This window comes from Coprobacter secundus subsp. similis (genome assembly GCF_015097275.1).
Taxonomy (GTDB): Bacteria; Bacteroidota; Bacteroidia; order Bacteroidales; family Coprobacteraceae; genus Coprobacter; species Coprobacter secundus.
Genome location: NZ_AP023322.1, coordinates 1498809 through 1514146 on the forward strand (window position 1 = coordinate 1498809; position 15338 = coordinate 1514146).

Below are 15338 nucleotides of genomic sequence, written 5' to 3' on the forward strand. Positions count from 1 at the left end.
TCGAAAAATAAATTTACCCTTACCATATATTTGTGGTAAGGGTAAATTTATTAAAGCCGACTCTTTCGAGGACCGCAGCTTATTACATGCTACCTGCACGCAATATATTTGCAACAAAGTTGCATATTCCAAACTATATCTTTGTATCAAATCAAAAAACAGAAAGATTATGGAAACAATGCAACACCACTGTGAACACATGCATTCCTGCTGCCACAGCAAGCACCATGAAGACTCACACGAATATACAATTTTTATACTCCCTATTATTTCGTTTTCTCTTTTAATAACAGGGATAATATTACAACATCAATCTACTTGGTTCCAAAATACAAATATTCAATTTATATGGTTTTTATGTAGCTTCTTACCGGTAGGTTTTCCTGTAATGAAAGAAGCATGGAAAAGTCTTTTGACAAAAGACTTATTTAATGAATTTTCATTGATGGTTATTGCCTCTGTTGGCGCATTTGCTATCGGAGAATATCCCGAAGCTGTAGCTGTCATGTTATTTTATACAATCGGAGAAATATTGCAAGATAAGGCCGTCGACCGAGCAACACGAAATATCCGGCAACTACTTGACGTACGCCCCGAACAAGTTGAAGTCTTTCGTAACGGTAGGTACCACACCGTCTCACCTCGTGAAGTAAAAATCGGAGAAATCATTGAAATAAAACCTGGAGGACGTATCCCACTAGACGGTATATTGAAAGATTCTCAGGCTATTTTCGATACTTCAGCGTTGACAGGGGAAAGTGTCCCTCGGACCATATCTAAAAATGAAGAAGTTCTTGCTGGAATGATTATCTCTGGACAGGCTGTCCACATCCAGGTTTCAAAAACATACGAAAATAGTTCTTTAGCCCGTATATTAGAATTAGTCCAAAATGCTTCAGAACGAAAAGCTCCCGCTGAACTATTTATCCGCAAATTTGCACGAATCTACACTCCCGTTGTCGTCTTGTCAGCTCTCCTTATCATTATTATCCCTGCTCTTATTTCTATCATAAATCCATCATTTCATTATATCTTTAATGATTGGTTATATCGAGGGCTGGTATTTCTTGTCATATCTTGTCCTTGCGCTTTGGTCATTAGTGTTCCATTAGGTTATTTCGGAGGAATCGGTGCCGCCTCTCGAAATGGAATATTATTTAAAGGCGGAAATTTTTTGAATGCTATTACCCATATCAATGCCATAGCTTTTGACAAAACAGGAACATTAACAACAGGCAGTTTCGAAGTAATCTCCGTAGCACATGAAGGAATAACTCAAGAACAACTGCTTTACTTTATTTCATCAGTAGAGCAAAAAAGCAATCATCCTATAGCCCAAGCTATAGTCCATTATGCAAAAAAGCAAGGAATCGAAATATCAAACGAAAACTCAATACATGAATTAAGTGGATTGGGAATTGAAGCTGAAATAAACGAGAAAAAAATCCTTGTCGGAAATGCCCGTTTGATGAAAAAATACCAAATCAATTTGCCCCAAGAAATTCAAAACTGTACATCTACAATTGTTCTTTGTGCCGTCAACGAAAAATACGTAGGTCACTTATTGTTATCTGATACATTGAAAAATGATGCTTGCAAAGCAATAAAAAATATTCGAAAACTTGGTATTTCCGATATTCGATTATTATCTGGTGACAAAAAGGAAATTGTAAATAATTTTGCTTCTCAGTTAGGAATAGATAAAGCATTTGGAGATTTATTACCTGAAGATAAAGTTCATTATTTAGAACAAATGACAACTGAACCCAATAAATCTGTCGCATTCGTCGGTGATGGAATGAACGATGCCCCCGTATTGGCATTAAGTGATGTCGGTATAGCAATGGGAGGATTAGGATCAGATGCCGCTATTGAAACAGCCGATGTAGTCATACAAACAGACCAACCATCAAAGGTTGCGACAGCCATATCTATCGGTCACGCAACAAAACGCATCATAATGCAAAATATTGTAGGGGCTATCGGAGCCAAATCACTTATATTATTAGCCGGAGCTTTTGGTTTTGCAACATTATGGGCTGCTGTATTCGCTGATGTCGGAGTTGCTTTGATTGCAGTCCTCAATTCAATGAGAATTCTAAAGATGAAGTTTCAATAAAAAATCCTACAGAAAATTCTTTCAATAAGCCATTTATCCATACGCAAAGAGGCTGTCTAAAAAGTCGGAAAGTTTAAATTTAAACTTCCAATTTAGAACTGACAGGCTCCGATTATAATAAAGAGTGCCACTTTTACCTATGAAAATTAGGTGTAAAGTGGCACTCTTTATTTATTCTATTACAATCTGTAACTTTTGCCAATTCAATTTTGCCTTTTTAGACAGCCTCTTTATACTAAGGGACTAACAACAATTCATAATCTACAACCCCAAGCCAACGGCCAAATTTAAAACCTACTTTTTCAAAATGAGAAACCTGTTTAAATCCTAATTTAGAATGCATCAAGATACTTGCTTCATTTCCTTCCGTAATACATGCAATCAGTGCATGATAACCTTGTCTGCAACACTCACCAATCAATCTTTGCATCAGAGACGTACCTATGCCTTTTCCTTTGTGTTCGGGAGATAAATATACTGTCGTCTCCAACGTATGCTTGTAAGCATCCCGTTCTTTCCATAAATGAGCATAACAATACCCTAAAATTTCCCCATCCTGCTGCTCATAAACATAGTACGGAAAATGTGCCGAAATCTCAACAATGCGTGATTGCATTTCTTGTAATGATAAAGGTTCCGTCTCAAAAGAAATTACGCTATTCTTGATATATTCATTGTAAATATTTGCTATAGCTCTCGCATCTTGAAATTTTACCGTCCTAATCATACAATCCATTTTATCTTTTTATAATACTAATTCTCGAAAAAGATATTCAAATGTTTTATCAAGGTCTATCGAGAATCCCGGATGAGGTCGTGACGTTTGTATAGAAGTACTACGCATTGCAGTAAGCCAACGAAAACGCTCAGGAATATCAAACGAAGCAATAACCCCACCTTCTTTTTCACCACTACATATCCTTTCAAAGATGCGTAAATGGCAACACAATGATTCTATATCGGTATTCGGAGCAAAAAAAGCTATTTTTTCTTCATCAATATGATACGCAACCCGAATATACTTCTGTCGTTTCGAAAAAAGAATAATACCTACATTTATAAATTCCTCTCTTTCGATACATGGTACAAACCGAATGATGGCATATTCATACAAGTGTTTTTCTGGCATACAAAGCTTCTTTTACAAATATATCTGAATTAGCAATTCTCTCTGTCAGAAAATGATAATATACATCCCTTATTTCCTCTGAAGTCAATTGCGTATCACTCCAACATAACCAATCATCAGGAATAAGCTCTACTATAGCTTTAACCCTATCTGAAGTAAGACACTCTTTCATTTGAATATCTATCTTGTCAATACATCCCGCTTGTGGCAACAATACATGTTCTCTGACCTGTTTAAAAGGACTTAAAACATGAGTCGGCCAATTGTCCCAAGTATAATGAAAATATAGAGATGAACCAAAATCTATTAACCATAACTCCTTATGCCACATAAGCATATTCGTATTCTTTACTGTACGATCGATATTTGTCAGCAAGGCATCTATCCATACAATTTTTGAAGCGAGCTCTGAATTTACATTATCAGCTAACAAATCAAATGTAAAAGCTCCGGACAAAAAATGTAGTCCCAAATTCAGACCTCGACTTGCCTGCAACAGATCCTGAATCTCTTCATCCCCTTCTGTACGGCCAAAAGCTTCATCTAAATTAAGAAAGACAAGCTCCGGAACTCGCAAACCTGTCACTCGTGCCAATTCTGCTCCCAGCAATTCTGCAATAAGAGCTTTAGTTCCATGACCGGCCCCTCTGAACTTCAATACATATTTAAAACCATCATCAGCTTCCGCCAATGCAGGTAAGGAACCACCCTCACGTAAAGGCATTATATATCGTGTTACGTTAGCTGTACGTAATTCCATATTTGCTATCTTATCCATATAACAAAAATACGAATAAAAAAGAAATAATATAACTACTCTTATTCAAATCCAAAAAAACTTTGAAACAAGACATGTAGAGAAATAGATAACTCTCAATTCTATAAAACAAGATTAAAAAATCCCATTCCTACATCTCCCCAATTATGCTTATTACACACAGAACGGTTGATATTCATACTCCACAACACGAGATTCAGCCAAAGAAGTCTGAACATCAATGAGACGCTGATTACTACTCCCCCGAAATAACAAAGATACATCTCGAAGCTCTTGAATAAATGGACCATCTACCAAAACATCAATAAAAGGCAATATAGCTGCTAACCGGGGAGTCCGAGAAACAACTTCATAACGATAGCCCGTATAGCACCAAATATTTTTTCCTGTTTCTTCTTTGATTCTCCGAGCAAGACAAGTAAAAGCCTCAGGTTGATACAAAGGATCTCCGCCACTAAAAGTCACATCAGCAAAATCTGATGATTTAATAACAGACATAATATAATCTAAAGAAACCACTTTCCCCTGTTCTATATCCCATGACTCAGGATTATGACACCCTGGACAACAATGAGGACACCCAGCAGAATATATAGACGTCCGCAAACCAGGCCCATCAACTACAGTATCCTCAAGAATATCAACTATCACCAACGAATCATACATTTCTTTATCCATCCCCTATACCTTTTTAAACCTTATACTATAATAGTATCATCCCTTATTGAAGTAACAGAGAACAATACTTTTTATCTAAGACTTCTCAATTATGCGTGACGCGATCATTTAATTCAGATAATTTAGCATGATTCCATCTATCAGTAGTTCCCACCAGATAACCCGTTATACGTTGCAATCGGTCTACATTTTTACTACCACATTTCGGACATTCTTCTAAATGAGCAGAAGCATCTTCAAAACCACAATCCAAACAACGATTACGAGTATGATTCACCGATCCATATCCAATATTATACTTATCCATCATATCAACAACAGCCATAATTGCATCAGGATTATGTGTAGCATCGCCATCTATTTCAACATAAAAAATATGTCCACCACGAGTCAAGTCATGATAAGGGGCCTCCACTTCTGCCTTATGACGAGCAGAACATTTATAATATACCGGCACATGATTCGAATTCGTATAATAATCACGGTCTGTAATACCTGGCAACATCCCGAAAGTACGACGATCTCTCATTGTAAATTTTCCAGACAGACCTTCGGCTGGTGTAGCTAATACACTATAATTATGCTGATACTGCTCTGAAAAACGGATTGCCTGATCTCTCATATAAGTTACAATACGTAACCCTAATAACTGCGAATCTTTATCTTCACCATGATGTTTTCCCGTAAGAGCAACAAGGCACTCAGCTAAACCGATAAACCCAATACCTAAAGTCCCTTGATTAATCACTGATGATATATTATCAGTCGGACTTAGTTTTTCAGTCCCATTCCATAATGAAGACATCAACAAAGGGAACTGTTTAACATATGCCGTTTTCTGGAATTCAAATCGCTCATGCAATTGCTGTGCTGTAATCTCCAATATTTCATCAAGACGGGCAAAAAATCTGTCTATTCGCTCCTGCTTATTTACAACATTCATACATTCTATAGCCAGACGAACGATATTAATCGTCGTAAACGAAAGATTTCCTCGGCCAATAGAAGTTTTCTCTCCAAAGCGATTCTCAAAGACCCGAGTACGACAACCCATAGTAGCCACTTCATATTTGTAACGCAAAGGGTCCTCAGCTTTCCAATCTTCGTGTTGATTAAAAGTCGCATCAAGATTCAAAAAATTAGGGAAAAAGCGTCTTGCACTGACTTTACAAGCCATTTTATACAAATCATAATTACGATCTTCCGGTAAATAACTCACTCCCCTCTTCTTTTTCCATATCTGTATTGGGAAAATTGCAGTTGCTCCATTTCCGACCCCTTCATATGTAGACAATAATATTTCTCGAATTATACAACGACCTTCGGCTGAAGTATCGGTACCATAATTGATAGAAGAAAAAACGACCTGATTTCCCCCTCGCGAATGAATCGTATTCATATTATGAATAAATGCTTCCATTGATTGATGCACACGACTAACCGTACGATTCACAGCATGTTGAATAACCCGTTTCTCTCCACACAAACCTGTCAAATCCCGAATAATATAATCATCTAAATGCACATCATAAAGATGCTCATAATTTGTTGCATTTATATCAGCCAATACTTTCAATTCTTCAATAAAACTTTTACGGACAAATGGTGCCAGGTAAAAATCAAAAGCAGGAATTGCCTGTCCCCCGTGCATTTCATTTTGGGCTGTTTCCATAGAAATACAAGCCAAAATACTTGCCGTTTCGATACGTTTAGCCGGACGTGATTCTCCATGTCCTGCAAAAAAACCATTTTTCAAAATTTTATCCAACGGATGCTGCACACAGGTCAAACTTTTGGTAGGATAATAATCTTTGTCATGTATATGAATATAATTATCAACAACTGCAGACTTTACTTTATCGCTTAACAAATAATCATCAACAAATGGTTTGGTCGTCTCACTTGCAAACTTCATCATCATACCGGCAGGAGTATCGGCATTCATATTTGCATTTTCGCGGGTAACATCATTCGACTTAGTTTCAATAATTTCCAGAAAAATATCACGTGTTTTCGCTTTTCGAGCAATACTTCTTTGATTCCGATAAGCAATATAACGTTGGGCCACATCTTTACGACTGCTCTTCATCAACTCTCTTTCTACGCAATCCTGTATAGCTTCCACACTCATTTGCTCATCTCCCCGACAAACAATGCGGTCGGTTATCTGACGGATAAGGCTCATATCCTCACCCTTTTCGGTATGTAACATTGCTTTACGAATTGCCGCAATAATCTTTTCCTCATTAAAACCGACAATGCGTCCGTCACGCTTTACAACAGTCTGTATCATTTTTATTTGAAACTAAGGTTGATTTTATATATTTTTCTTGTTCTAAAACTGTCGTAAAGGTAAAAAAAATTATTCTTTATTATGCAATAAAATTTCTATTTTAGAAAACTTTTTGACATTAAAATATATTTATAATATTGATAATCAATTTTTTTAATTTCAAAAATTGAAAACTTTTCTATTTTTCAGTTACAAATAATTTTCTTTTTATAAAACTTTTAGTAAGAAGAATAAAAATAAAAAATATCACTAAATATACAAACCTGACATGTTAAAAAATTCCTTTTAAATTGAAATTTTATCTGTTTCTTTCTGACATACTATCTGACCAATCAAAAACAAAAAAACAAATAATAAATAAAGAAATTATTTTCTCATTTCAAATCCCTGACGCTTAAGATAACCCTCAATATCATATTTCATACCATCCTTATAATAATCTACAATGTGAGATATCCAGTCATTATCTGTCGTTACCCCACTACGATTACGATTATACGCAGATATAGTCTTATCATAAGCCAATAAATCATCTCGCATATCATTATCTCTATAATGATTCTGATGTATTACCAACGATAGCGGTTGCTTAGGCTTCAAATCAGGTGATTCGGCAGGATACCCTATAGCTAATCCACAAACAACAAATACCCCCTTCGGCAACTGTAGTATTTCTGCAATACGCTCCGGATCGCAAGTCCGAGTATAACCAATACAACATCCCCCTAACCCTATCGATATAGCTGATATATAAGCAGTCTGCATAGCCAAGGCAGCATCAATAACCCCAACCATAATACCATCCATTGTATCAGGAAAAGCAGGGAATGGACATTCTATAGCATCGGCAGCTACCCTTATTTTATTGTAATCAGCACAAAATACCAAAAATGCAGCACAAGTCTTAATTTGCTTCTGTCCAGTTATCTCATACAATAACACTTTTTCATCCTGGTCAGTCACAGAGATAACAGAAAACTGCTGTCCATTATAGCTCGTCGGCGTATTTTGAATAGCTTCATAAATAAAATCCAACTCTTCCTGACTCAATTTGTCTCGTGTATAACGCCGTACAGAAGTACGTCCAAGCAAAATATCCTTTATCGTTTTCATATCGACTCATTTTTTATTCTTATTACAAATATAACCACTCTTTTGTTTTATCTTCACCAGTCAAACGTTAATTACTTCATAGTATATAGCTTTTTAACGTCATTTTAATTGTAGTCAGATAGGAATAAACGTATCATAAATATCAAAACCATTATATATGCTAAATAAATCAACAATCTACATTTTATAAACGACTGAAAATAAATGTACAATGAAATATTTACTATTAAAATTACAGCTAATTATAATCAACAGGTAATTTTATTAAAAAACATTTTATACTTTTGCAGTCGTTTTCCGAATAATCCCAATACTAAAACAAGCTAAATAAAATATTACGAAACAAAAATTCATATAGATGAATGCTAATGAGTCTTTGGTAGAAGTTGCCAAATTCATAGCCGAATATTCGGCCTACATGATGGGAAATGGCGTACATACGTCCCGTGTAGTGCGTAGTGCCAAAAGAATAGGCGAATCGTTCGATTTAGTAGTAAAAATAAGTGTATTTCAAAAAAACATTATTCTAACTATTTATGACGAAGAAACGAAAGAAGCTTATAGTGAAGTCATCGATATTCCTGCTTACCCCATCAGTTTCGAACGAAACTCGGAATTAAGTGCTTTAAGTTGGGAGGCCCATGATGAGCGTCTTTCTTTGACTGAATTGAAGAAACGCTATAACGAAATTATCTCCGCCCCGCGAATGAACCCTCTATTTGTTCTTATCCTTGCGGGATTTGCCAACGCTTCATTTTGTCGGCTTTTTGGTGGAGACTGGTGTTCCATGGGCATCGTGTTTTCAGCTACCATTACAGGATTATTTCTAAAACAACAAATGCAGATACAAAAATATAACCACTATATAATCTTCATCGTGTCAGCCTTTGTAGCATCTTTATGCTCTTCTACCGCTCTGATTTTTAATACAACATCAGAAATAGCCTTAGCTACCAGTGTTTTATATTTGATTCCCGGTGTTCCACTTATTAATGGAGTCATCGATATTGTAGAAGGATATATTCTTACCGGCTGTGCCCGCCTGATAGATGCTTTACTCTTAGTCGTATGTATTGCCATAGGGCTTTCGTTCACTTTATTATTAGTTAAAGATAGTTTGATATGATAGCTATAGATATACTTTCGGATGCTTTTTTTGCGGCACTTGCCGGTATCGGTTTTGGAGCAATCTCAGACCCTCCTATGCGGGCTTTTCCCTCGATAGCCATGCTTGCAGCTATTGGCCATGCTTGTCGTTATTGCTTAATGACTTTCTTAGGATTTGATATCGCAACAGCTTCTCTTTTCGGAGCAGTAATTATCGGATTCGGCAGTTTATGGCTGGGAGGAAAAATATATTGTCCTATGACCGTTCTTTATATACCAGCTTTATTACCCATGATTCCTGGGAAATTTGCCTACAATATGGTATTTTCTCTACTAATGTTTTTACAAACAATGGATACTCCGGCAGAAAGGGCTAAATATATGGAAATGTTCTTTTCTAATGGAATAGTAACTTCTTCAGTCATTTTCATGTTAGCTGTAGGAGCTACACTACCTATTTTCCTTTTGCCTCATAAAGCATTCTCCTTAACCCGACATAATGTAATACGAAAAAGAAGACGTTCATGAATATTTTTTGGAATACAATAGCAAATTATAATTTGGCAACCTGGATATACCAGATAATTTTTATAACTATCGGTATATTATTAACACTTCTACTGATATATAAACCTTCCCGAATAATCAAAACCGGGATGAAAATATATTTAACCACCACTTATTTATGGATTTCTCTCATTTATTATTACATATTTTGTGCCGAAAGAAGTTATAATATAGCTATGGTTCTCTATTGGGGTATAATGGCCATCATTTGGTTATGGGATACAATAAGTGGATACACGACTTTTGAAAGTACAGGCAAACATCGTCTATTGTCCATCATTTTATTAATATTGCCTTTTATATACCCAATATTTTCATTAGCACGAGGCATGTCATTTCCTGCTATGACTTCTCCAGTAATGCCTTGTTCTGTCGCAGTATTCACTTTAGGATTAATGTTGATGTTTTCACGTAAAATAAATATGTTTATTGTGCTCTTTCTATGTCATTGGTCATTTATTGGAGTTTCTAAAACATATTCTTTCGATATTCCTGAAGACTTTTTATTATCTGGTGCAACCATTCCGGCTCTATACTTTTTTTTGAAAGATTTTTTCCTGAAGCAATCCTCTTCCGATATAAAGCCCCAGGGCAAATATATAAATCTCCTATTGCTTTTGGTATGCTCCATATTGGCAACAGCCTTGATTGTAGCATTGGGAATGGAAATAAAACTCAATCAATAACGATAAAAATCTTTCTAAAAACAAATACTGACAATTATTTCATAAATAGAAATATGACAAATTAAAAATGCAATTTTTCATGTATAAAAATTGCATTTTTAATTATTCTTCATACCTTTGTCGTGCATTGGTTCGAGACCTTTATTCAAAGGAATCGATTAAAAGGGAATCAGGTGAAAATCCTGAACAGTCCCGCTGCTGTAAGTTTCATACAAACGTTGTAAGCATATACCAATTAGCCACTGAATCAAATAAATTCGGGAAGGCGCTTATCAACGGAAACAAGTCAGAAGACCTGCCATGCTGATATTTTTCAATAGCTTTCGAGGAAAGAGCAAATTGATTCGTGTTTAGTATTCCGGCAGGATCCGGTATCTATCCTTTCGTACCATACTGCATTTATCCCTCTTGGGCTATTGTATTGTTTTACTATGTTAACAGTTCATACCCCAAGATGAATTCATTCGTAAAAATATGTAGTATCATATCCTGTATATCAATAAATATACAAGTATCACTACTCTCCGCCCAAAACAAATTAGACTCCATACAGCACATCAATGAAGTCGTTGTAACCGGTAACCGATATAATGAAGTCATACCTTCTCAAAAATTGACCGGAAAAGAATTAGAAAACCTCAACAGCCTATCTATCGCCGATGCTTTACGCTATTTTTCAGGCATACAACTAAAAGACTATGGAGGCGTAGGAGGTATAAAAACCGTAAATATTCGTAGTATGGGGTCCAATCATATGGGCGTCTACTATAACGGAATACAATTAGGAAATGCACAAAACGGACAAATAGACTTAGGCAAATATTCACTGGAAAATATTGAAGAAATATCTTTATACAACGGGCAAAAAAGTGAAATATTCCAATCGGCACGCGAATTCGGTTCGGCCGGGTCTATTTACATAACTACTCGCCGACCCAAATTCATAGAAGGAAAAACAGCAAACCTAAAAGCTGGGTTGAAAGCTGGTTCCTTCGATTATATTAATCCATCTGTCTTATTTGAATACAAATTAAACAATAATTTGAGCGCCAGTTTTAATACCGAATGGATAAATGCAAGTGGTAAATATAAGTTTCGCTATAGAAGAGTAACTCCCTCCGGTGAACTGGCTTACGATACTACGGCAATTCGTCAAAATGGAGATATAGATGCAGTACGAATCGAAGGTGGACTACAGGGATATTTCCCCAATGGACGATGGAAAGCTTATATGTATCATTATACTTCCGAAAGAGGCGTTCCCGGAGCTATTGTCAATAACGTATGGAGGCGCGGAGAACGGCTTTGGGATAGAAATTCATTCGTACAAGGGATGTTTGAATATGACATTACCTCTAAATTAAGTACGAAAGTAAATCTAAAATACGCATTTGATTACACCCGATACGTAAATAACGACGACAAACTAATACATGTCGATAACATATACAAACAGCGAGAAGGTTATATATCTTGGGCCAACAAATACAGTATATTATCCAATTGGGATGTATCTGTTGCTTATGACTATCAATGGAATGGCCTTTCCGAATACACGTCAGTATTCAGAAACACTCACTGGATTTCCGCGGCAACAGCTTTTTCCATCAAAAATTGTTTAAAAGTACAGGTTGCAGCTTTAGCTACTATCGTAGATGAAGAAGCTCGGGAAAGAGAAAATGCTCCCAACAAGAAAAAAGTAACTCCTGCCATATTTTTATCATATAAACCCATCCGAAAAGCCGATTTCATAATACGAGCATTTTATAAACACAGTTATCGAATGCCAACATTCAACGACTTGTATTATACCGATATGGGAAATGCTTATCTGCGTCCGGAAACAGCCAAACAGTATAATCTCGGTTTTCTATATGATATAGACCGAAAAGGACACACATTCTCCTTTTTTAGAATAGGAGCTGATATATATTACAATCGGGTCAAAGATAAAATTGTAGCCTATCCTAAAGGGCAACAATTTCGTTGGACAATGCTAAACTTAGGAGAAGTAGATATTCGTGGAATTGATGCTCAGACCATGGCCATTTTCCGTTTGCCCTATAAAATAGAACTAACTACCAAATTACAATATACCTATCAGGAAGCTATCGATATAACCAATCCGGCAGATAATTATTACCGAGACCAAATACCCTATATTCCTTGGCATAGCGGTTCGGCTATAGCGATGCTCAGTTGGAAAGGATGGAATCTGAACTACAGCTTCATCTATGTAGGATACAGATATAACCAGCAGGAAAATATTCGATACAATTATACACAACCTTGGTATACCAGTGATGTATCGTTAATAAAAACTTTTAAAATAAAAAGAACTCACTTAAAAGCCTCTGTTGAGGTAAATAACCTTTTAAGCCAAGATTACGATGTAATACTGAATTACCCGATGCCAAAACGTAATTATCGATTTGGAATATCGGTCGAATTATAAAATCACAGCATGATAATGAAAAAGTATTTTCACATATCAATATCCATATTTTTCACTCTACTCATTCTACTGCCAGCTTGTCGAAAAGACGAGTTAGTAGTACCAACCGAATATGATATTCTACCTTTCGAGATGAATCCCGACAGCAATCCTATAGGGATGTATGTACTCAATGAAGGAAACATGGGTAGCAATAAAGCATCTATCGATTTTGTCGATTTTAAAAATGCCCTATATGTACGCAATATGTACGCTGAACGCAACCCAACTGTCATTAAAGAGCTGGGAGATGTCGGTAATGATATACAAATATACGGAAGTAAGTTATATGCCGTCATCAACTGTTCTCATAAAGTAGAAGTAATGGATGCTCATACACTGATACGAATCGGTCAAATTGATATTCCAAACTGTCGGTATATTCGTTTTGCACAAGGTAAAGCTTATGTATCAGCTTACGTCGGCCCTGTAGCCATGGACCCAAATGCTCAATTAGGTGCAGTTTATAGAATCGATACCACTTCATTGAAAGTAACCGGAAAAGTTACTGTCGGTTACCAACCTGACGAATTGGAAATTTTAGGTGAATACATATATGTCGCCAACTCAGGTGGGTATCGGGCTCCGAACTATGACTTCACCGTTTCTGTTGTCGAAATGTACGGAATGAAACAAGTTCAGAAAATTCCGGTAGCAATAAATCTTCACCGTATCAGAAAAGATAAATACGGAAAATTGTGGGTTTCATCCCGAGGGAACTATGGTTCTATACCTTCTCGTCTTTTCGTTTTGGACAGAAAAAATAAAAATTCAAAAGAAATGGAGGTAAAAGATACCTTAGATATTCCCTGTTCTGAAATGGTTATACATGGTGATTCTCTCTATTTCTACAGTGTAGAATGGAATAAAGAATCTGAAGAAAATACTGTTTCATACGGAATTATCAATGTAAAAACTAAAGAACTAATCACCGATCACTTTATAACTGATGGAACAGAAAAAGATATCACCATTCCTTACGGCATACAAATAGACCCCAGAAATGGAGACATTTATGTTACTGACGCTAAAAATTATGTATCGAGCGGGACATTGCACTGTTACAGTCGCAACGGACGAAAAAAATGGAGTGTAAGAGCCGGTGACATACCGGCACACATGGTATTTCTAAATCGTTGATTATGAAAAAAAATATACTCTTTGTTCTCTTTACTTTCATATCGATGCTATCATGCCAACAAGACATACCCATGGTAAGCCTTGGCATAGATAATGTATATGCAATCGAACGAATGAAAGCCCTAATTCTACATCCAGAATTTCCGGGAGAACGATACGAATGGAGTATGATAGATAGTCAGGGAAAAGACTCTCTTGTCTCAACCGACCGAGATTATATTTTTCTAAGTGCTACCACTGGACAATTTCAGATAAAACTGCACATCGCTGATTCTCAAAACCCAGTTGACCATGAAATAAATATTACCGTTTGGGAAGAAAGTGTCGCTTATAGTCGCTATATCTCGAAAGTATATGAATATTGTCCGGCTCCAGGACAATTTGTCAACAAATTGCCTTTATATCAAGAGGGAGACACAGAAGAGACCATGAGACAAAAGGCTGAAGAAAGTATTTCCGGGAAAAACGATGTATTAGTGTCTTTGGGAGGTTATGGAGGATATATAACTTTCGGATTTGACCACACTGTCGTTAACATTCCAGGAGAAAAAGATTTTAAAATATTAGGAAACGCTTTTTATGCAGCAGCTAATCCTAATCCAGATGCCCCCGAATCTGGGGGTAGTTCCGAGCCAGGTATCGTTATGGTATCGTTCGACCGAAACGGTAACGGAGTCCCCGACGATGAATGGTACGAGTTGGCCGGAAGTGAATATAATAAACCTGAAACAAAACATCATTATACAATCACTTATAGCCGCCCAGCAGCAGACCATGTCGCAACCCCAGACAAAGGAACACCTATCACAGACTCCACTTATATCCCTTGGACGGCCAATGACGGAACATCTGGTTACATTGCCAAAAACAGTTATCATCGACAAGACTATTATCCCAAATGGATACCACAAGACCAGATATCATTCTCTGGGACAAAACTTGCAGATAATGCTGTCGATGAAAGTGGAAAAGGAACATATTATGTTCTATATACATACGATTGGGGATACGTGGACAACCACCCAAACGAAAAAACCGACAAAATCAGCTTTGATATAGACTGGGCTGTTGATTCCGACGGAAACAAAGTACACCTACCTGGAATAGACTTTATACGTGTATATACAGGTGTAAACCAACAATGTGGCTGGTTAGGTGAAACATCAACCGAATTATCCAGAGCTGAAGATTTGCATGTAGATGATTCTTCAGCTTTACCCAACCCATAAAATTT

13 protein-coding genes and 1 riboswitch are annotated in these 15338 nt (G+C 36.5%); of the genes, 7 read left to right on the forward strand and 6 right to left on the reverse strand.

Annotation, left to right across the window (positions count from 1 at the left end):
• The first annotated feature begins 169 nt into the window (after nt 1–169).
• The gene (locus Cop2CBH44_RS06055) at nt 170–2119 is read left to right on the forward strand and encodes a heavy metal translocating P-type ATPase (RefSeq protein WP_044229538.1); all 1950 of its coding nucleotides are present in this window, start codon (nt 170–172) and stop codon (nt 2117–2119) included.
• Between the two features lie 235 nt (nt 2120–2354).
• Here the strand turns inward: Cop2CBH44_RS06055 and Cop2CBH44_RS06060 are convergent, their stop codons facing one another.
• The 6 genes from Cop2CBH44_RS06060 to Cop2CBH44_RS06085 all read right to left on the reverse strand — a co-directional run bounded on the left by Cop2CBH44_RS06060 (nt 2355) and on the right by Cop2CBH44_RS06085 (nt 8110).
• The gene (locus tag Cop2CBH44_RS06060; RefSeq protein ID WP_044229610.1) at nt 2355–2846 is read right to left on the reverse strand and encodes a GNAT family N-acetyltransferase; all 492 of its coding nucleotides are present in this window, start codon (nt 2844–2846) and stop codon (nt 2355–2357) included.
• Between the two features lie 18 nt (nt 2847–2864).
• Nucleotides 2865–3248 (reverse strand): DUF3037 domain-containing protein, encoded by a 384-nt coding sequence (locus tag Cop2CBH44_RS06065; RefSeq protein ID WP_044229535.1) that lies wholly within the window; start codon nt 3246–3248, stop codon nt 2865–2867.
• Nucleotides 3226–4008: a HipA family kinase gene (locus tag Cop2CBH44_RS06070; RefSeq protein ID WP_200755929.1), complete on the reverse strand. Its 783-nt coding sequence runs from the start codon at nt 4006–4008 to the stop codon at nt 3226–3228. The genes Cop2CBH44_RS06065 and Cop2CBH44_RS06070 overlap by 23 nt, the downstream gene beginning before the upstream one ends.
• A 171-nt stretch (nt 4009–4179) precedes the next feature.
• On the reverse strand, nt 4180–4704 hold the full coding sequence (gene nrdG, locus Cop2CBH44_RS06075) for an anaerobic ribonucleoside-triphosphate reductase activating protein (RefSeq protein ID WP_246469184.1): 525 nt from the start codon (nt 4702–4704) through the stop codon (nt 4180–4182).
• Nucleotides 4705–4789: 85 nt separating this feature from the next.
• A complete protein-coding gene (locus Cop2CBH44_RS06080) occupies nt 4790–6997 on the reverse strand; it encodes an anaerobic ribonucleoside triphosphate reductase (RefSeq protein WP_021931506.1) in 2208 nt (735 codons plus the stop codon).
• Between the two features lie 366 nt (nt 6998–7363).
• Nucleotides 7364–8110, reverse strand: a complete 747-nt coding sequence (locus Cop2CBH44_RS06085) for a nitroreductase family protein (RefSeq protein WP_021931505.1) — start codon at nt 8108–8110, stop codon at nt 7364–7366.
• A 358-nt stretch (nt 8111–8468) separates the two neighbouring features.
• Here Cop2CBH44_RS06085 and Cop2CBH44_RS06090 point away from each other — a divergent pair, with 358 nt between their 5' ends.
• The 6 genes from Cop2CBH44_RS06090 (at nt 8469) to Cop2CBH44_RS06115 (ending at nt 15333) form a co-directional block, all read left to right on the forward strand.
• Nucleotides 8469–9236 carry a threonine/serine exporter family protein gene (locus Cop2CBH44_RS06090; protein WP_021931504.1) on the forward strand — a complete coding sequence of 256 codons (768 nt, stop codon included), beginning with the start codon at nt 8469–8471 and terminating at the stop codon, nt 9234–9236.
• Nucleotides 9233–9745 (forward strand): threonine/serine exporter family protein, encoded by a 513-nt coding sequence (locus tag Cop2CBH44_RS06095; RefSeq protein WP_021931503.1) that lies wholly within the window; start codon nt 9233–9235, stop codon nt 9743–9745. The genes Cop2CBH44_RS06090 and Cop2CBH44_RS06095 overlap by 4 nt, the downstream gene beginning before the upstream one ends.
• Nucleotides 9742–10470: a DUF6064 family protein gene (locus Cop2CBH44_RS06100; RefSeq protein WP_044229532.1), complete on the forward strand. Its 729-nt coding sequence runs from the start codon at nt 9742–9744 to the stop codon at nt 10468–10470. Before Cop2CBH44_RS06095 ends, Cop2CBH44_RS06100 begins: the two co-directional genes overlap by 4 nt.
• 111 nt (nt 10471–10581) lie before the next feature.
• Nucleotides 10582–10787: riboswitch (cobalamin riboswitch) on the forward strand.
• A 137-nt stretch (nt 10788–10924) separates the two neighbouring features.
• The gene (locus Cop2CBH44_RS06105) at nt 10925–12925 is read left to right on the forward strand and encodes a TonB-dependent receptor plug domain-containing protein (protein WP_044229602.1); all 2001 of its coding nucleotides are present in this window, start codon (nt 10925–10927) and stop codon (nt 12923–12925) included.
• 15 nt (nt 12926–12940) lie between these two features.
• Nucleotides 12941–14104, forward strand: coding sequence for a YncE family protein (locus tag Cop2CBH44_RS06110; RefSeq protein WP_200755708.1), 1164 nt, complete (start codon nt 12941–12943; stop codon nt 14102–14104).
• Nucleotides 14105–14106: 2 nt separating this feature from the next.
• Nucleotides 14107–15333, forward strand: a complete 1227-nt coding sequence (locus tag Cop2CBH44_RS06115; RefSeq protein WP_044229529.1) for a hypothetical protein — start codon at nt 14107–14109, stop codon at nt 15331–15333.
• Nucleotides 15334–15338 lie beyond the last annotated feature (5 nt).

Coding starts and splice junctions, on each gene's coding strand:
- Cop2CBH44_RS06115 (WP_044229529.1), top strand. CDS start 14,107: ATGAAAAAAAATATACTCTTTGTTCTCTTTACTTTCATATCGATGCTA.
- Cop2CBH44_RS06095 (WP_021931503.1), top strand. CDS start 9,233: ATGATAGCTATAGATATACTTTCGGATGCTTTTTTTGCGGCACTTGCC.
- Cop2CBH44_RS06055 (WP_044229538.1), top strand. CDS start 170: ATGGAAACAATGCAACACCACTGTGAACACATGCATTCCTGCTGCCAC.
- Cop2CBH44_RS06090 (WP_021931504.1), top strand. CDS start 8,469: ATGAATGCTAATGAGTCTTTGGTAGAAGTTGCCAAATTCATAGCCGAA.
- Cop2CBH44_RS06110 (WP_200755708.1), top strand. CDS start 12,941: ATGAAAAAGTATTTTCACATATCAATATCCATATTTTTCACTCTACTC.
- Cop2CBH44_RS06080 (WP_021931506.1), bottom strand. CDS start 6,997: ATGATACAGACTGTTGTAAAGCGTGACGGACGCATTGTCGGTTTTAAT.
- Cop2CBH44_RS06085 (WP_021931505.1), bottom strand. CDS start 8,110: ATGAAAACGATAAAGGATATTTTGCTTGGACGTACTTCTGTACGGCGT.
- Cop2CBH44_RS06070 (WP_200755929.1), bottom strand. CDS start 4,008: ATGGAATTACGTACAGCTAACGTAACACGATATATAATGCCTTTACGT.
- Cop2CBH44_RS06060 (WP_044229610.1), bottom strand. CDS start 2,846: ATGATTAGGACGGTAAAATTTCAAGATGCGAGAGCTATAGCAAATATT.
- nrdG (WP_246469184.1), bottom strand. CDS start 4,704: ATGGATAAAGAAATGTATGATTCGTTGGTGATAGTTGATATTCTTGAG.
- Cop2CBH44_RS06065 (WP_044229535.1), bottom strand. CDS start 3,248: ATGCCAGAAAAACACTTGTATGAATATGCCATCATTCGGTTTGTACCA.
- Cop2CBH44_RS06100 (WP_044229532.1), top strand. CDS start 9,742: ATGAATATTTTTTGGAATACAATAGCAAATTATAATTTGGCAACCTGG.
- Cop2CBH44_RS06105 (WP_044229602.1), top strand. CDS start 10,925: ATGAATTCATTCGTAAAAATATGTAGTATCATATCCTGTATATCAATA.